This window comes from Oscillatoria sp. FACHB-1406, assembly GCF_014698145.1.
GTDB lineage: Bacteria > Cyanobacteriota > Cyanobacteriia > Cyanobacteriales > Spirulinaceae > FACHB-1406.
In genome coordinates, this window is the sequence record NZ_JACJSM010000032.1 from 1 (window position 1) to 17,390 (window position 17,390).

The window sequence follows — 17,390 nt, forward strand, 5'->3', positions numbered from 1 at the left end:
TACGAATTACGAATTACGAATTACGAATTACGAATTACGAATTACGAATTACGAATTACGAATTACGAATTACGAATTACGAATTACGAATTACGAATTACGAATTATAGCTGGGAGCGGGACAAAGACGTTAATCGCTTCCGGAACGACCTTAAATTGAGCGGGAGTGCGAGTCGTAATTTCGCCGTCGGTATTAATGTGCCGATGCTTGCGCGTATGGATTTCAATGTGCTGCCCTTCAAGGCGACGCATCCATTTAGGATTGAGGGTTTGCCCTTTCCATAAAGCGGGCAGAATCGCAAGCGTTTGCCACCAATGTTCGACTTCAATACTACATAAATCCAAACGGCGATCGGAGATACTTGCATCTTCAACAATGCTCAATCCGCCGCCGAAATAACGACCGTTGCCGACAGCGATTTGCAGGGTTTTGACTGAATAAGTTTCATCATTGCAGTGAATTTGGGCATGGAAGGGTCGCGATCGCGCGATAACCTTAAAAGCAGTCAAAGCATAGGCAAGCGCGCCCCAGCGTCGTTTAGCGTCCTTCGAGAGTTGCTTGGTAATCTTAACGCTCAACCCCAGACTCGCGACATTGAAAAAATACTGACCGTTGACAACGCCAACATCAATGCGTCGGGTACAGTTTGCCGCAATAATCTGACAAGCCGTCTCGATATTATTCGGGATTTCGAGGGTACGCGCCAAATCGTTCGCCGTTCCGAGGGGCAAAATGCCGAGGGGAAGTTGGGTATCGATTAAACCCGCGATCGCACTATTGAGCGTACCATCCCCGCCCCCGACAATGACCAAATCGACTTCGTGCCGATACTGGCGAATCAGTTCTGAATAGTCCTGTTCGTGTTTGTCCGACGATTGTTCGCGCAGGGGCTCGACGACAGAAAACCCCATCGCCTGTAACTGACGAATGCACGCTTTTCGCCCCCCTTTGCCCTTCCCAGAAGTATCCTTATGGTTTTGGCGCGCGTGAGGATTGATCAAAAGTAACGCTCGTTTAGGTTCCGTCATGCAAGTAGTTTTGAGCCACTAATTACTATTATTCGTGAAAATGAATATTTAGCTAAACAATGCTGGAATTGAGAACCTCAAACTCGCTCCATCACCCGGGCCTATATCCGCGATCGCGACCCTCAATGAAACGCACTCCCCAAACGCCCTATAATGAACAATTGTTGAGAAGTGCCTACTTCAGTCCTTTTCAGTCCTTTATTAGAGAAACGGAACAGAACCCTAGTGTTTGCCCTAAGCGGTTACGAATATTTTCTTGGATTTTTGCTCCTGGCTAGCTCCGTCCCCATTCTCGCCCTCGGCGCATCTTGGTTGGTGCGACCCAAAGGCAGCGGTCCCGAACGAGTAACAACCTACGAATCCGGTATGGAACCCATTGGGGGAGCTTGGATTCAATTCAACATACGCTACTATATGTTCGCCCTGGTTTTTGTCGTCTTCGACGTAGAAACCGTATTTTTATACCCTTGGGCTGTTGCCTTCAGTCAACTGGGACTTCTCGCTTTTATCGAAGCCCTCATCTTTATTGCAATTCTAATTGTTGCCCTAGTCTACGCTTGGCGAAAAGGAGCGCTTGAATGGTCATGAACCCCAATTCTCTTGCCGATATCCAAAAACAACAAACTGAAAAAATTCTCAACCCGATCGCGCGCAACCAAGTTACCCAGGACTTATCCGAAAACGTCATTCTTACGACCGTAGATGACCTGCACAACTGGGCGCGATTGTCAAGCCTGTGGCCGATGATGTACGGTACGGCCTGCTGCTTCATCGAATTTGCCGCTATGATCGGCCCCCGCTTCGACTTCGACCGTTTCGGTCTGGTGCCGCGTTGCAGTCCCCGCCAAGCTGACTTAATTGTTACGGCTGGGACGATTACCATGAAAATGGCTCCGGCTCTCATTCGCCTTTACGAAGAAATGCCCGAACCGAAGTACGTCATCGCAATGGGTGCTTGTACGATTACCGGCGGGATGTTCAGCGTCGATTCTCCCTCGGCAGTGCGCGGTGTAGACAAACTCATCCCCGTCGATGTCTACATTCCCGGCTGTCCGCCGCGTCCAGAAGCGATTATGGACGCAATTGTCAAACTGCGGAAAAAAGTTTCTAACGAGTGCATCCAAGAACGCGGCAAGCTTCAAGCTCAGACGCACCGCTTCCACAGCACGACTCACAACATGAAAGCCGTTCCCCCGATTCTCACTGGCGAGTATCTCAAGTCGCCAACGCGCCAAGCGCCGCCGAAGGAACTCGCAGAAGCGTATGGAATGCCGATGCCCGCATTAGAAGCGGTAGAAGTGAAGGAGGAGGTCAACCGTGGCTGAAGAAACATCTCAATTAGTCGCACCCGGTAAAACGGCTTCTTGGTTGAGCGAGAATGGTTTTGGGGTGGAATCGTTGGAACCCGACCATCTCGGCGTAGAGATGATTAAAGTCGATGCAGACTTTCTGTTGCCCGTCGCAACCGCACTGTATGCCTATGGGTTTAATTATCTCCAATGTCAAGGCGGTTACGATGAAGGCCCGGGTAAATCTTTGGTCAGTTTTTACCACTTAACCAAGGTTAGCGATAATGCAGACCGCCCGGAAGAAGTGCGAGTGAAGGTTTTCTTGCCGCGCGACAATCCGCGAGTACCTTCCACTTATTGGATTTGGCGGGCAGCGGATTGGCAAGAACGGGAAAGCTACGATATGTACGGTATCGTTTACGAGGGTCATCCGAATTTGAAGCGCTTGTTAATGCCGGAAGATTGGGTGGGTTGGCCGCTGCGAAAGGATTATATTTCGCCCGATTTTTACGAAATTCAGGATGCGTATTAAACTGTCCTCAACTTGAAGCTTACTCCTGTGTTTGAGAACAGTATAGACTGCGATTGCCGCATCTAGCTCTCGATCTCCATTGTTGGGCTATTATGCTCGATCGCTGTCTATTTTTCCCCTTTTTAAGGGGAATACTCAACCCATCATGCTAGAAACGTTGTCCATTATCCATTATCCATTGTCAATTATTCACCTCCGAGCTTTGGGGTGCAAAAATAACTTTTGAACGAACTGCAATGCAAGAAATGCCTGGGGAGGTTGAGGTGCGAGGCGCAGAGCGCGATCGCGCAAACGGTTTGCTCCCCCATGCTGCTGCGGAAAGCTTTAAGCTAAAAGCAACACCCACTCCCTCGACAATCGGCAACAGTGCATAGCAGCTATATTTCTAGAGTTCATGCCGCTTTAAAAGATTTTCTGCGCGATCGCGGGAAACTTTCGGAGTGGCCGCATCATTTAACGATGGCGCGGTTAGTCGCACGGGCTTTGCAGTTGGGGCGTTCTGCCTTAATTCAAACCGGGAGTCCTCGATTTAAGTATGGGCTAAGTTACTTAACTTCAGCGCTGCTTTGCGATCGCGCCGTTATTCTGGTTGCGCCGCTTGCGGTTGGTGAAGAGTTGCTGCAAACGTTAATCCCGCAACTGCAAACCCACCTTAACACGACTAAAGAAATTGAGAGCGGCGATCGCTTCCCGGAAGGTTTTCAAGGAATATTGATAACATCGCCGGAAAGTTGGTTGCACTCTCGCCTCGAAAACAACGACCATTTTCCTCCCGACATTCCCACCCTCATCGATCCCGCCGACGACTTAGAAGAGTGGGCGCGATCCTGTTTGACTCATCGCTTGCGCCCCGAAGATTGGGATGCTTTGATGCTGTCTTTTTCCTCGCAAGACGAAGCAATTCGCAACGCCCGCGTCAAACTTACGAAATCCTTCTTTTCCCGCCCTAAAAATCCCTACGAATGCTATTTGCTGGATGCTTCCGATCGGGCGATTTTAAGCGCATTGTTCGAGGAATTAGGCTTAATACCGTCGGATTCTCCTTGGGGTGCTTTCGCTGAAGCGATCGGCAAGGAAAAGACGCGATCGCTTTGGGTTGCGATCGATCGCGATCGCGGTCAATTCACCCTCCACAGCACCCCCATCGACGTATCCAGCGCCCTACAACCGATTTGGGACAAACAACCCGTCGTTTTCATCGGCGGCTTTCTCGACTCAGAAGCCACTGCCCCGATTTACCGCGCCCAACTGGGTTTAGGCGAGCTAACCTGCCTTAAATTCTCTCCTAACCGCCAAAACGAACATATTCGCTTGTATCTGCCCGATCGCTTACCCCTACCCAACACGCCGGAATTCAGAACGGTTTTAATGCAGCAAACGCTGCTTTTGTCAAGGATCGGGTTAGATCGTACCCAAGCGATCGCGATTTTAATCGAAGACGTTCCCCTGCAAGCCCAAGTTGGTACAGCACTTGCAGCCGAATTCGGTTCCCTCGTCCAAGTCGAAAAACCCAATATACCCGCTAACGGTATTTTAGTCAGCGGTTGGGAATTCTGGCGATCGCACCAAAACCTACTTCCTACCCCCCACCTCCTCATCATCGCGACCTTACCCTTTCCCTCCCTCGAAAACCCCCTCGTCGCCGCCCGCGTCGCCTACCACAAACGCAAACATCAAGACTGGTTCCGCTACTACCTCCTCCCCACTGCCCTGCGCGAACTCCAGCGTGCCGTCGTTCCCCTACGCGAATCCCAGGGAATCGTCGCCCTCCTCGATAACCGCGTCAACCATCGCAGCTACGGCAGACAAATCCTCGCTGCCCTCGAACCCCTCGCGCGCATTAACTACATCGATCGCGCTTGGTTCGATAATATTTAGAATCGCTATTTTCAGAATCAAAAGTAGGGTGCGTTAGCGAAGCGTAACGCACCATTACCTTAACTGAAATAAGAGTTGAAAAAATTGCCCAGATCGTTGATATTTCGTAGGGTAGGCAGCGCCCACCCGCCTTAAATTAGTGTCATTCAATTCATCATTATTCTTTATTTAGCGACAGTTCCCCAAATTTGCTCGATATTTTCCGTGCAACGATATTCACCGTAATATTTATGAATATTATCGGCTTTTCTAAGTCTCGTTAATCTCTCTTGAACACAAGCAACATTTTCCGGTGAAATTTCAACAGAAATCGAGCGACGATTTAGCTGATTTGCCACAACTGCCGTAGTTCCAGTTCCCGAAAAAGGATCGAGAACAACATCACCCGGATTTGACGAACAAAGAATAATTCTCACCAAAAGAGATAGCGGGGCTTGCTGTTTGTGAAAGCGTTTGCCGTCTGGCGTTCGGATTGCCTCGTCGCCCGCAAAATACCCCGATGTAAGTTCTCGAATATCGTCCCAAACATCTGTTACATAAAGACCATTTTTACGTTCGTATTTATACTCGGGTAGTAAGGGCGGATCGATGCGAAGACGATGGAAAACTCTAGGCTTTCGACCTTTCGTTGCAAACCCAAGAATTTGGTATTGCTTGCTATAACGATAGGCTGAAGGAACCGCCGAGGTTTTCTTTTTCCACACAATTAAATTTTGAAATGTCCAACCTGTTTCTCGTAAAGTTTTTAAGACTTGTTCCGAGTTTTTTTCGCGTTGCATGAAATAAATCGCCCCACCCTCTGAAGTGACTTCAAAAAGATGTTGGCACATAAGCCCCATCATTTGCCAGTAATCGCGATCGGGCAAATCGTCTTTGTGGAAGCTATATTCTTTATTTTGATTGAACGGCGGATCGAGAAAAGTTAAGTCAATTTCAGAACCCAAGATTGACGGTTCGATGACTTGAGTTGCATCGGCTTGAATGATTTTATAATCTTCAGTATGGGTAACAAGCATGATGCGAGAGTTTGCTAATGAAAGGGTTAAAATATAGCGTTTTTTGTTTGCGTGAGGTACAGTTCCAAAAATCAAATCGGTAGGGGCGCGGATTTCGAGGTCGCCTCGAAATTAAACGCCGCTCCGTAGGGGCAAATGGTATTCGCCCGCTGGGTGTACCTCATCCACGTGAAAACTGCTATATAATCAATGAATGCCAAATTTAATAGGGATGTTTAGTTATACCAATTCCCAGTCCTGATGCACTCAATTTCATCGGTAGGGACAGAGCATTGCTCATTGGTGTCAACTTAAGCTTAAACCTGCTCGCACAGACCGCCTTGGGTTCAAACCCAAGGCTAATAGCTCAAGTCCTCATTTATAGGACTGGGAAATTCAGATGTATCCAACCCGTTTCAACGGGTTTCAGCTATTAGCAAAGAACTTGAGTTCTTGGCGGGCTAAGTGTTTCACCTTAAGTTGACGCTAATGAGCATTGCTCTGCCCTAATTGGTGCGGAACTTAGAAGTTTGGATTAAAATAATGGTGCGTTACGCTGTCGCTAACGCACCCTACTGGATTGTTTCAGCTTAAATGAGGCTTTAGAAAAACTCTCGAAACCTCGATTGAGTAAGCAATAGAGCGAGAAACCTATCGCACAGTTTTAGCTGAAACAATCCACTACTGGCGCGTCAAGTTTAAAATAGTGTAATAGATTTGGACGCGGCAACCTATCCAAAGCATCATCTCATTTTTCTAAGGCATCAATTAAAGCTTGACGCACCCTACTATCGAGTGTTTATCGATTGGGACTTTAAGGCATCATATGTTCTGCAATAAAGTTCGTGTAAACTTCTCCCTTTTGAAACGCAGCCGTTTCGAGGATGCGCTGATGGAAGCCGATGGTTGTTGGAACGCCGGTAATGGCGCACTCGCGTAAGGCGCGTTTCATGCGTTTAATAGCCGCATCGCGATTGGGCCCCCAAACAATCAATTTCCCGATCAAAGAATCGTAATAAGCTGGAATTTCGTAATCGGTGTAAACATGAGAATCCATACGAACGCCGGGGCCACCGGGAGGGAGATAGCCGCTAATTCTGCCGGGATGGGGGCGGAAATTGCGATCGGGATCTTCGGCATTAATTCGACATTCGATCGCGTGTCCCCTCAATTTCACGTCCTCTTGAGTGAGGCGCAACTTTTCGCCGCAAGCCACGCGAATTTGTTCGGCGATTAAATCGAGTCCGGTAATCATTTCTGTCACCGGATGTTCCACCTGAATGCGTGTATTCATCTCCATAAAACAGAAACTCCCCGAATCATCCAGGAGAAATTCTACCGTTCCCACGCCCACATACCCAATCGCTTGGGCGGCGCGCACGGCGGCTTCGCCCATCTCGCGGCGCAGTTCTGGCGATAAAATTGGGCTGGGGGCTTCTTCGAGCAATTTTTGGTGGCGGCGCTGAATCGAACAATCCCGTTCGCCTAAGTGAATGGTGTTACCGTAGCGATCGGCAAGAACTTGAAACTCAATGTGGCGCGGACGTTCGATGAACTTTTCTAAATAAACCCCTGCATTGCCGAAAGCTGCTTCCGCTTCGCCTTGAGCGGCTTGAAACGCCCGTGCTAACTCACTTTCTTCGCGCACGAGTCGCATTCCTCGCCCGCCGCCGCCTGCGGTGGCTTTGAGGATGACGGGATAGCCAATTCTTGCCGCGACTGCTTCGGCTTCGCGTTCGTCCGCCAGCAAGCCATTACTACCGGGAAGCGTGGGAACGCCCGCTTCCATCATGTTTTTCTTGGCTGTGGATTTATCCCCCATCGCCAACATTGCTTCGGGACTCGGCCCGATAAATGCAATTTTATGATCGGCGCAAATTTCAGCAAAACGAGCATTTTCTGCTAAAAATCCGTAACCGGGATGAATGGCTGTTGCATTGGTCGTGAGTGCCGCCGAAATAATATTGGGAATATTGAGGTAACTCTTACTGCTAGGCGGTTGTCCGATGCAAACGCTCTCATCGGCGAGTTGAACGTGGAGGGCGTGGCGATCGACGGTGGAATGAACGGCAACGGTTGCAATCCCCATTTCTTCGCAGGTGCGTATAATGCGCAGCGCGATTTCCCCTCGATTGGCAATTAATATTTTTGAAAACTGCATCGGACGTAGTAGATAATTGATAATTGACAATGGATAATGGATAACGTAGTAGATAATTGATAACTGCGTGACCTTGGTCTTATCCATTATCCATTTCTTCTTCTCGTTTTTGGAGAGTAGAAGGCGGGCGATCGCTACTCCAAGCCCACCAAGCCACTCCGCACTCGCATTCGTAGAATTCCTGCCATTTCCGCTGATAATCTTCGTTCATCACCGGCGCGCGACGATTGATCCAAACTCGGCGCGCTTTATAGGCGGAATTATTGCAAGTGGGACAGCAAAAGCCCAGAGAATGAGTAGCAGTCTGCGTCCATTCGGGGGGAGTGGGGTTAAAAGCGTCCATTAAAATATAGGGGGCGAGTGACAGGTTTCAGCCCGCAAGGATTTAACTATTATCCTCTGCGAGGGGAAGCAATAGTATAGCGGTAGGCAACTGTCCCATTTTCGGGTATTGTCTTGAACAAAGGCAGCAGGAGATTAGCGAGCGAAATGCTTTCTATTGTGGCATTTTTGGGGTCAGGGATAGCGACGGAGCCGCTTTCCATTAAAAACCTCGTCCGATCTCGTTCGCGCTGTTGAATTTCGAGTTGTGAATTCTACAAGAGCGGTACTAGCATGGTGAATCCTACGCTCAATCTCATTTCTTTGTTCGGAATTTTTGCCCTTTGCGCGATCGCGTGGCTGGGTTCGGAGGAACGGCGCATTGTTCCCTGGAAAACGCTGGCGGTGGGGATTGGCTTGCAATTGCTCGCTGGGGTTATCTTTTTTATTCTGGGTGTGAGAGGGGTGGAAGGCTCGAACCATTGGTTGGATAACGTTTTTCAAGCCTCGGGAGCGGGAACGGGCTTTTTGTTTGGCTCCGGATCTGCCCCAGAACCGGCGCAGGTTCCCGATCCTGGAGCGGCGGCGCGCTGGATTGCGGGAGCGCTGGGCAGCCCCGATGCAATGATTTCCGGCGAGCAAACCGAGCTTGGCGCGAACGCGAGTTTCCAGCCCTCTAATCTTAGTTCGATTTTTGCCTTTCGCAATTTCCCCGCGATCGTTTTCTGGTCGGCGCTGGTCAGTTTGCTGTATGGTTTAAATTTAATTCAGCCCGTGGTGCGGATTTTTGCTTGGATTTTTCAGCGCGCGATGAATTTGAGCGGTGCGGAATCGCTAGCGGGCGCAGCCAGTCTTTTCGTCGGAATTGAGTCCGCGATCGCGGTTAAACCGTTTTTACTCGGCATGACGCGCAGCGAACTGTGTGCCGTTCTCGCCAGTTGTTTTGGCTCTCTCGGCGCTCCCGTCTTTTGGCTTTACATCGGGTTACTCCGTCCCACTTTTCCCGACATTTTCGGGCATTTCGTTGCGGCTTCCTTCCTCACCATCCCTGCCTGTTTCGTTATCTCCAAACTTCTGGTTCCCGAGACTGAAATCCCGGAAACAATGGGCGATATTTCTGAGTTTATTGAGGGGGAACGCGAAGAACCGAACGGCGCAATCGCTCGTTTCGTTATCGGCGCGATCGAGGGTTTAAAAGTCGTGCTAGGAATTGTGGCAGTTGTCATTGCCATCCTAGGAATTATTAAGCTTTTCGATTTAGGATTGAGGGGACTTTCAAGTTGGTTAATTACTGTTATTGGAGCCGATCTTCAGTCCGATTCGCTCTTCGTGCAGTTTTTATCCAATCCTTTAAGTAATCTTCTAGGAATGCTATTTTTACCGTTGGCTTTCCTGACTGGAATTTCTTTAGAATGGCAGGAGTTGTGGAATTCTTCTCTTTTAATTGGTCGCAGATTAATTGAAACTAGCTTCCCACCCTACCAAAGCTTAGTTCAACTGCAAGCAGCCGGAGAAATGAGCGATCGCGCCTTACTAATTGTCACCTACGTTCTACGCGGTTTTGCCCACCTCGCTGGCTTCGGTATCTTTGTCGGCGGAATCGCTGCATTAGTCCCAGAACGACGTAGCGAAATAGCTGCTGTGGGTTTTAAAGCACTCTGGGCTGCTACTTTAGCCACCTTAATGACAGGCTGTATCGTAGGAATTTTTAGTTAATTATGAAGCATTGATTTTGAATTGTCGAAAGTTTTGATTTTAATCGTCAATTGTCAATGAATAGAACTGAAACAAGAAAAAGATGGCAGGTAGAGACGTTGTATACAACGTCTCTACCGATATTCTGTAGGATAGACAGCACTAATCATTCAATAGGGGATAAGTGAATTGAAAAAGAACTGGATAAGTGCGATCGCGCTATCAATAACGGCAGCCATAGGCATTATCATCTTCAGCGAATTTGTCGCGCCCGCTGTTTTTCAAGTATTAAACCCCGAAACCGCCGCCGTACAAGCCCAACAACTCCCTCCCTCCCCCGAATTACCGGAAGCGCCCGACGACTTATCCGAAGCGCCCCCTTCCCCAAAGGCAGTTTCTAAACCCACGCCTTCTCCTTCGCCCTCGCCCTCGCCAGCAGCGACAGTTCCCCCTAAGCCCTCTCCTTCGCCCTCGCCCTCGCCATCTCCGAAAAGCACTCCCTCTCCTTCACCCTCGCCAACAGCAACGCCATCTCCTAAAACCACTCCCTCTCCTTCACCCTCGCCAACAGCAACGCCATCTCCTAAAACCACTCCCTCTCCTTCACCCTCGCCAACGCCAACCGTTAATCCTACCCCTCAACTGTCGCCCTCAACGCCTGCTGTTGAGTCTCCCGCCCTACCGAGACTTCCCCTAGCCGATGTTCCTTATACAGATACGACAATGGGCTACCGCTTGGGCATATTAGAAGGCTATAAAGCGGTTTCCCTAGGAGGCGTTACCGCGATCGCGTCGCCGGATGGAAATTTAGCCTATACTGTTACGGCCAGACAAAGAGCAGTCGATAGCCCGCTGACACCCGCCTCACTCGCTCAAATCGCGATCGACACCTTCGCTCGAGGCGAGGGATTTGTTGCCGATAAGTTTGAATCCACCATTGGCGGCACGCGCATTCCTTGGAAAGGTACTTTAATGCAAGATACGAACCAGCAAGCGCTAAGTGGCTTAATTTTGGCGCGTCAAGTTCCGGGAAAGGTTTTGATTTTATTAATTGCGGCAACGGAAACGGCAAAAGGACAAGTCGAGTCAGTGCTAGCAACAGTTGCCCCAACGCTTGAATCCGTCGAGCGTTAGAATCGCTCTCGATCCAGATTTAAACCCTCGCGCCAGCTAACAATCCTTCAAACAGTTTAATTCCATCCGTTGCCCGCAAAATCGGATCGGCGGCGCGTTCGGGATGGGGCATCATGCCGACAATTTTCCCGTCTGGGCTGGCAATTCCGGCGATGTTATCCAGGGAACCGTTGGGGTTGCTTGCTTCGTCGATTTCGCCGCTGGCGCTACAGTAACGTAAGAGAACTTGTCCGTTATCTTCCAAGGTTTTGAGAGTGTCGCTGTCGGCGTAGTAGCGTCCTTCGCCGTGGGCGAGAGGAAGCGAGATAATCTCGTTGGTGGCGTATTGTTGCGTCCAGGGCAGATCGTTGCGTTCGACGCGCAGGGGGACGCGATCGCAGATAAAATGGAGGTCGCGGTTGCGAATTAAGGCTCCGGGCAGCAGTCCGACTTCGGTTAAAATTTGGAAGCCGTTGCAAATGCCGAGAATATACTTGCCTTGGCGCGCTTGCTCGAGAACGCTATTCACGATCGGGGAAAAACGCGCGATCGCGCCGCAGCGTAAATAATCCCCGTAACTGAACCCTCCCGGCAAAATAATAACGTCGATGTCGCTTAAATCTGTCTCCTGATGCCACACCATGCGCGTTGGTTGCCCGAGCAAATCGCGGGTAACATGAGCCATATCGCGATCGCAATTCGATCCCGGAAACACAATAATTCCAAATTTCATCGTTTTACACCGCTTCACTAACTGGCAATTCTGTCAACTCAAAGCAATAATTCTCAATGACGGTATTCGCGAGGAGGCGATCGCAAATGGTATCGAGTTGGGATTCAGCATCAGCGCGATCGCGTGCCGTCAGGTTTAACTCTACATACTTGCCAATTCTCACCCCTTCAACGCCTTCATAACCCATCTGTTGAAGGCCGGATGCAACCGCAACTCCAGCCGGGTCGAGAACGGAAGGTCTAAGGGTAACATAGATACGAGCGTGAAATTTGCAATTCATCTTGTCGCTTAACTCAAAAAACGCCATCGTCGCGAACATTATCGCTTCAATTGTACGGCGCGATCGAGCAGACCGCTCTAAAATTAAGTTGAGTGCGATCGATACAGCAGTCCTCAACAATGACTCATGACTGATAGCTGATAACTGAAATGAGACGAACCCGTTCCCAGGAAAAAATTTTAAGCTTCCTCGATCGCCTCAATCGAGAAATTTCCGCACAAGAACTTTATCTCGAACTGCGTACTGCTCGGCAAGGATTGGGACTGGCAACGGTGTATCGTTCCCTCGAAGCACTCAAACTCGGAGGATTAGTGCAAGTGCGGACGCTAGCCAATGGCGAATCGCTCTACAGTTGCGCCAAAAAAGACCAGCATCACGTCACTTGCGTAAACTGCGGGCGATCGCTCCCTCTCGACTGCTGCCCCGTGCGCGAATTAGAACGCCAACTCCAAGAGTCTCATAACTTTAAAGTTTACTATCACACCTTAGAGTTTTTCGGATTGTGCGATCGCTGCCATAACCCTTCATTAGGGTAAGAGTGAATAGAATATTGAATGGCACAGAAATCAATAAACCCTAAATCGCCTGTAGAGACGTTGTATACAACGTCTCTACTACTCAATATTAAAGTCGAATTTTTCTAGCCATTAATACGGCTTCTGACCGACAAAATTTCCCGGCGGATTGTAATTACAAACCCAGATTTCTCTATTACTGTCTCGGGCTATCCCGCAGCCAACTTCCGTTGTCTTGCGCCAAACCACTTGCGTATAGTGACCGCACATTTTACCCGGAGCGCAACTATTTCTAGCATAGTTATAATCGCGCACCTCGTTACCCCACATATCCACCACGCGGGCGGGACTCAATTGCTGCCCGCTAGCAGAAGCGAGATTTTCGCCATAGCGCCCGTCGGGACGATGCTCGAACTTATCTTCTGCAAGCAGTTTATTAGCCCACTCTTGGGCATAAGCAGCCAGTTCTGGGGACCAACGCAGCGGCGGAACCTTAACTTTCGCACGCCATTGGTTGTGAGCGGATACCATTTGGTCGATTCCCGCCTGCGAAGACAAATCGTAGACATTAGTGGAAACGCCCGCACTTTGGGCTTGGGCGAGAGTGCGGATGCGATCGCGCCCAACCCCCGACTCCGTGCTATTATCCCCGACATACTGAACTTTGTAGCGCTCGCCCGTATCGCTGCGCCAACTCCATCCCATCAGAATCGCTTCGAGCCATTGACCGTTTTTCTGCACGTAAACGGGTTTGCCATCGAGGGGAATGGAAGGTTGAGACATAGCAGTAACGCGAGGGGTAGACGATGTAGGAGTACGCCGAACGGGAATTGCATCGAGTTGGGGCGCGCAGGCAGCCACCAACGCACTTGCTAAGATTGCTTCAAACCAGCGTAATTTAGACATCATATTAAATTATGAATGATGAATGATGAATGATGAATGATGAATGGTGAATGGTGAATGGTGAATGGTGAATGGTGAATGGTGAATGATGAATGATGAATGATGAATGGTGAATGGTGAATCACGAATCACGAACTACGAATTACGAATTACGAACTACGAATTACGAACTACGAATTACGAATTACGAATTACGAACTACGAATTACGAATTACGAACTACGAATTACGAACTACGAATTACGAATTACGAATTACGAATTACGAACTATGAATTACAAAACCGGGCTGTTCCGAAAAACCCGGTTTTTACTACTCTACTACACCTTCCGTTTTCTCCTCGCCGCTGCGCCCACAACACCCAAAGTCAGCAATCCTAACGCCGAACTGGGTTCGGGAACCGTTTCTACCGTAAAGGAACGATAAGTTATGCCCCCATCGCCATCAGAAACGCGCAGAGTGACAGTATGAATGCCCTTATCCGCAAACGACCACTGTCCCGATTGACCCGTAAAATCATCAAACAAACCCTTACCACTGAAATCCCAATCAAAGGCAAGCAAATCATTAATACCGGGATCGGTTGCCAATCCCGAAAAATCGAATAACTGCTTGCGTCTCAGTCGCAAATTATCGGTAATTTGAGTAATCGTCGGGGCAACATTGAGAATATTGACATTGAAGCCATTATAAGCATAGCCGCCATCGCCGTCATCCACCTGCAATCCCAATCGGTAGTTACCTTGATTGCCAAAAGTATACTGTCCCGATTGCCCGGTGAAATTATCGTAAACGCCATCCTGGTTCAAATCCCAACGATAGGTCAATTGGTCGTAGATGCCCGGATCCGTTGCTGTCGCCCCAAAACCAAACCAACTCCCTTCATCGATTGTCAAATCTTGGGTAATTTGGGTAATCGTCGGCGCAACGTTACGAACGTTGACATTAAAGCCATTGTAAGCATAACCCCCATCGCCATCATCGACCTGCAAGTTCAGGCGGTAGTTACCTTGATTGGCAAAAGTATGCTGTCCCGACTGCCCGATGAAATTATCGTAAACGCCATCTTGATTTAAATCCCAACGATAGGTCAATTGGTCGTAAATGCCAGGATCGGTTGCTGTCGCCCCAAAACCGAACCAATTACCTTCATCGATCGCTAAATCTGGGGTAATTTGGGTAATCGTCGGCGCAACGTTGAGAACCGTGATGCTTGAGGTTGCCGCATTGCTCCAAAGACCGCTAGGATCGTGAACTTGTCCGGTGTAAGTCCAAACGCCCTCATCGTAGAACGGGCCGAGGTTCGTACTCTGCCAGCGCGTCCCGCTTGTATTGCCAGCAGTTCCGATATAACCGCCATTGAGGTAAAAATGAAGCGGGTCTGCGTTACCATCCACTGCCGCCAGCGAGATGGAAGCGCCTTGCCCTTCATAAATGACGCTGGCAGACGGATAAATCCCGATCAGCGTCGGCGCAACCGGGGGCGGTGGCGGCGGTGCAGGCGGTGCAGGCGGCGGCGGAACGGGATCTCGAGACCTGACCGGATCCCACCCCGTACCGTTATCCGCATCGGCTAAGAAACCGAGATAGCCTTGGAAGGCGCTATCCCAAAACAGCGATAATCGCCCGAATAAATCGCCGCGCGAGATATCGATGGGAACCGAGTAATCGTAGCGACTCGGCCCGCGTCCGCCGACGACTTGAAAGGGCCAACCTTCTGCCGAACCGGGCGTTTGTCGGGAATCGTAGATACCGGGAACGATATCAAATAGAGTGTTACCGGGAATGGCATCGATAATCAACGCTGCCACGCCACTGCCGTACCAAGCATTAAAATTCCAGGGGTTGCCATAGGATCCGTAGGTATTCCCCGATTGGGTCAGCGACCAACCATTTCCCGAAGCGCCACCGGAAACGCCGCCCGTGCGTCCCCAGATTGCACTCTGGGAGGTTCCATCAAAAAAATTGACGGTAATGTTCATCCCAGCCATATCCGCGCCTGTGGTGACATAGCCGGATAGAGTGGTGGCGCGAGTGGGGGATAAGGGGAGGGCGAAGCTAAGGGCTGCTGTTCCAAGCAGTAAAGAAGATGAATATTTCCACAAGTCGTTCATGGGATCTGAAGTTCTAATTGTTTTCACTAACAATGGGAGTTTAACGATCCAAGGTCGCTTGGCTGATTTCAGCAATCATGTGAGTTTCTCTAAGTTTTTTTTGAGGTTTAATCCGGAAAGAGAGTTCGCCGGCCTGAAAAAAACTGAAAATGCCCCTCCCTGCACCCGTAGCGATCGCAAAGCACTTCGGAATATTATTGCTAAATTTCCGTAAAGAAGTACAACGGGAAAAGACGGGAATGAGGCGATGAATGTTCCGTCGCGGGTTTGACGTGGATTTATAGAAGAAAATCAAAAACCCGGCTTGCATGGGGCAGCACTCGAGGGGATTCGAGCTTTGCGGCAACACAAACCGGGTTGTTTGATGGAGTTAAATTAAACGGGAGTTCGAGGGAGCTTGAAACTGGATTCTTTTGTAAATAGAACGCCTTTTTCTTGAATTTAAAGGCTCAAATTTCGAGTTTTCCTCCCAACTCGCACGAACTAAGCGATCGCTCTAAGCATCATCCAAAGCAACGATTCCAGGCAGTTTTTTGCCTTCGAGCAATTCTAAGCTCGCGCCGCCGCCGGTGGAAATATGGCTCATTTGCTCGGCTACGCCGACTTTTTCGACCGCAGCCACGGAGTCGCCACCGCCGATGATCGTAATCGTTCCTTTCGGGGTAAGCTCGGCTAAGGTATGCGCGATCGCTTCGGTTCCGACAGCAAACTTATCGAACTCGAACACGCCCATCGGACCGTTCCAGATGACGCATTTGCAGTCTGCCAGGGCATCTTGGAAGGTTTTCACCGAGTCGGGGCCGATATCCAAGCCCATCCAGCCGTCGGGAATTTCTTCGATGCTTACGGTCTGCGAGTTCGCATCAGGGGCAAAGTTATCAGCCACGACAACATCCGTCGGCAACAGGAAAGCTACGCCTTTTTCCTTCGCTTTCGCTTCTAAGGATTTAGCAAGTTCCAGTTTGTCTTCTTCAACTAAAGATTTACCGACATTGAGACCGCGCGCTTTATAAAACGTAAAGATCATGCCGCCGCCCAGCAGGAGCTTATCGCACTTATCGAGCAGCGTTTCGATCACCCCAATTTTGCTCGAAACCTTAGAACCGCCGACAATGGCAGCCAAAGGACGTTGGGGATTGTCTACGGCGTTTTGGAGGTAGTTAAGTTCTTTTTCGATTAAGTAACCCGCTACGCAAGGACTTAAGGATTTGGTTACACCTTCAGTAGAAGCGTGAGCGCGGTGGGCCGTTCCGAAGGCATCGTTAACGTAGACATCAGCATTAGCCGCCAATTGCTTGGCAAATTCAGGATCGTTTGCTTCTTCTCCGTCGTAGAAACGCACGTTTTCCAACATGGCGACTTGACCGTTTTCAAGGCTATCGACAACGGAAGATGCTTTTTCGCCAACGCAGTCTTCGCACATTTTGACTTCTTGACCGAGAAGTTCCGAAAGGCGCTGGGCAGTGGGTTTCAAGCTATATTTATCGTTGAATTGCCCTTTGGGACGACCGAAGTGGCTGGCGAGAACGACTTTTGCGCCCTTCTTAATTAAATCTTGAATCGTCGGCAGTGCAGCCCGAATCCGGGTATCATCCGTGATATTCCCCTGTTCGTCCAGCGGCACGTTAAAATCAACTCGAACTAAAACTTTTTTTCCAGATACGTCGCTTTCTGATAAATTGGCTAAAGTTTTCTTGGACACGGGATATAACCTCCTAATTGCGTCTTAAAGTCTTGTTTGAGAGAGTTCGATCGGCGTGCCGCTGTTTGCCAAGATGTATGCCGATCGCGACTAACTCTACTCGAGAACAATTCTCTCATGCCGATTG

At 49.5% G+C, this 17,390-nt stretch carries 17 protein-coding genes; 8 read left to right on the plus strand and 9 right to left on the minus strand.

The features are described 5' to 3' along the window. Window positions 1-90: 90 nt before the first annotated feature. Window positions 91-1,029, minus strand: coding sequence for a lipid kinase (locus H6G50_RS22055; RefSeq protein ID WP_190721406.1), 939 nt, complete (start codon window positions 1,027-1,029; stop codon window positions 91-93). A gap of 225 nt (window positions 1,030-1,254) precedes the next feature. Between H6G50_RS22055 and ndhC the strand changes: the two genes are divergently transcribed. The 5 genes from ndhC to H6G50_RS22080 all read left to right on the plus strand — a co-directional run bounded on the left by ndhC (window position 1,255) and on the right by H6G50_RS22080 (window position 4,728). Then, a complete protein-coding gene (ndhC, locus tag H6G50_RS22060) occupies window positions 1,255-1,617 on the plus strand; it encodes a photosynthetic/respiratory NAD(P)H-quinone oxidoreductase subunit C (RefSeq protein ID WP_190721408.1) in 363 nt (120 codons plus the stop codon). Beyond that, complete coding sequence (locus H6G50_RS22065) at window positions 1,608-2,354, plus strand: NADH dehydrogenase subunit K (RefSeq protein WP_199303350.1); 747 nt, start codon at window positions 1,608-1,610, stop codon at window positions 2,352-2,354. Before ndhC ends, H6G50_RS22065 begins: the two co-directional genes overlap by 10 nt. Before the next feature lie 43 nt (window positions 2,355-2,397). Then, window positions 2,398-2,850, plus strand: coding sequence for an NAD(P)H-quinone oxidoreductase subunit J (locus H6G50_RS22070; protein ID WP_242032946.1), 453 nt, complete (start codon window positions 2,398-2,400; stop codon window positions 2,848-2,850). Window positions 2,851-3,086: 236 nt separating this feature from the next. Continuing rightward, window positions 3,087-3,224 carry a hypothetical protein gene (locus H6G50_RS22075; protein WP_190721415.1) on the plus strand — a complete coding sequence of 46 codons (138 nt, stop codon included), beginning with the start codon at window positions 3,087-3,089 and terminating at the stop codon, window positions 3,222-3,224. Beyond that, window positions 3,217-4,728, plus strand: a complete 1,512-nt coding sequence (locus H6G50_RS22080; protein WP_347239980.1) for a helicase C-terminal domain-containing protein — start codon at window positions 3,217-3,219, stop codon at window positions 4,726-4,728. The genes H6G50_RS22075 and H6G50_RS22080 overlap by 8 nt, the downstream gene beginning before the upstream one ends. A gap of 164 nt (window positions 4,729-4,892) precedes the next feature. On the opposite strand, the gene H6G50_RS22085 is transcribed toward H6G50_RS22080, so the two are convergent. From H6G50_RS22085 to H6G50_RS22095, 3 genes are all read right to left on the minus strand, one after another. Then, on the minus strand, window positions 4,893-5,744 hold the full coding sequence (locus H6G50_RS22085) for a site-specific DNA-methyltransferase (protein ID WP_190721417.1): 852 nt from the start codon (window positions 5,742-5,744) through the stop codon (window positions 4,893-4,895). A gap of 793 nt (window positions 5,745-6,537) precedes the next feature. Next, on the minus strand, window positions 6,538-7,884 hold the full coding sequence (accC, locus tag H6G50_RS22090) for an acetyl-CoA carboxylase biotin carboxylase subunit (RefSeq protein WP_190721419.1): 1,347 nt from the start codon (window positions 7,882-7,884) through the stop codon (window positions 6,538-6,540). A gap of 79 nt (window positions 7,885-7,963) precedes the next feature. Further along, window positions 7,964-8,227 carry a hypothetical protein gene (locus H6G50_RS22095; RefSeq protein WP_190721421.1) on the minus strand — a complete coding sequence of 88 codons (264 nt, stop codon included), beginning with the start codon at window positions 8,225-8,227 and terminating at the stop codon, window positions 7,964-7,966. Window positions 8,228-8,499: 272 nt separating this feature from the next. Here H6G50_RS22095 and H6G50_RS22100 point away from each other — a divergent pair, with 272 nt between their 5' ends. Together H6G50_RS22100 and H6G50_RS22105 are read left to right on the plus strand one after the other, a co-directional pair. After that, a complete protein-coding gene (locus H6G50_RS22100) occupies window positions 8,500-9,921 on the plus strand; it encodes a nucleoside transporter C-terminal domain-containing protein (RefSeq protein ID WP_199303352.1) in 1,422 nt (473 codons plus the stop codon). Window positions 9,922-10,089: 168 nt separating this feature from the next. Beyond that, window positions 10,090-11,034: a hypothetical protein gene (locus H6G50_RS22105; protein WP_190721423.1), complete on the plus strand. Its 945-nt coding sequence runs from the start codon at window positions 10,090-10,092 to the stop codon at window positions 11,032-11,034. 19 nt (window positions 11,035-11,053) lie between these two features. Here the strand turns inward: H6G50_RS22105 and purQ are convergent, their stop codons facing one another. Together purQ and purS are read right to left on the minus strand one after the other, a co-directional pair. Continuing rightward, entirely contained in the window at window positions 11,054-11,746 is a 693-nt protein-coding gene (purQ, locus tag H6G50_RS22110) for a phosphoribosylformylglycinamidine synthase subunit PurQ (RefSeq protein ID WP_190721425.1), read from the minus strand. A 4-nt stretch (window positions 11,747-11,750) separates the two neighbouring features. Continuing rightward, complete coding sequence (gene purS, locus H6G50_RS22115) at window positions 11,751-12,026, minus strand: phosphoribosylformylglycinamidine synthase subunit PurS (RefSeq protein WP_190721427.1); 276 nt, start codon at window positions 12,024-12,026, stop codon at window positions 11,751-11,753. Window positions 12,027-12,175: 149 nt separating this feature from the next. On the opposite strand from purS, the gene H6G50_RS22120 reads away from it, so the two are divergent. After that, window positions 12,176-12,562, plus strand: a complete 387-nt coding sequence (locus H6G50_RS22120) for a Fur family transcriptional regulator (RefSeq protein WP_190721429.1) — start codon at window positions 12,176-12,178, stop codon at window positions 12,560-12,562. A 111-nt stretch (window positions 12,563-12,673) separates the two neighbouring features. On the opposite strand, the gene H6G50_RS22125 is transcribed toward H6G50_RS22120, so the two are convergent. The 3 genes from H6G50_RS22125 to H6G50_RS22135 all read right to left on the minus strand — a co-directional run bounded on the left by H6G50_RS22125 (window position 12,674) and on the right by H6G50_RS22135 (window position 17,263). Next, a complete protein-coding gene (locus H6G50_RS22125) occupies window positions 12,674-13,450 on the minus strand; it encodes a pathogenesis-related family 1 protein (RefSeq protein WP_242032943.1) in 777 nt (258 codons plus the stop codon). Between the two features lie 317 nt (window positions 13,451-13,767). After that, window positions 13,768-15,561 (minus strand): PKD domain-containing protein, encoded by a 1,794-nt coding sequence (locus H6G50_RS22130; protein WP_190721431.1) that lies wholly within the window; start codon window positions 15,559-15,561, stop codon window positions 13,768-13,770. A 496-nt stretch (window positions 15,562-16,057) separates the two neighbouring features. Beyond that, on the minus strand, window positions 16,058-17,263 hold the full coding sequence (locus tag H6G50_RS22135; RefSeq protein WP_190721432.1) for a phosphoglycerate kinase: 1,206 nt from the start codon (window positions 17,261-17,263) through the stop codon (window positions 16,058-16,060). Window positions 17,264-17,390 lie beyond the last annotated feature (127 nt).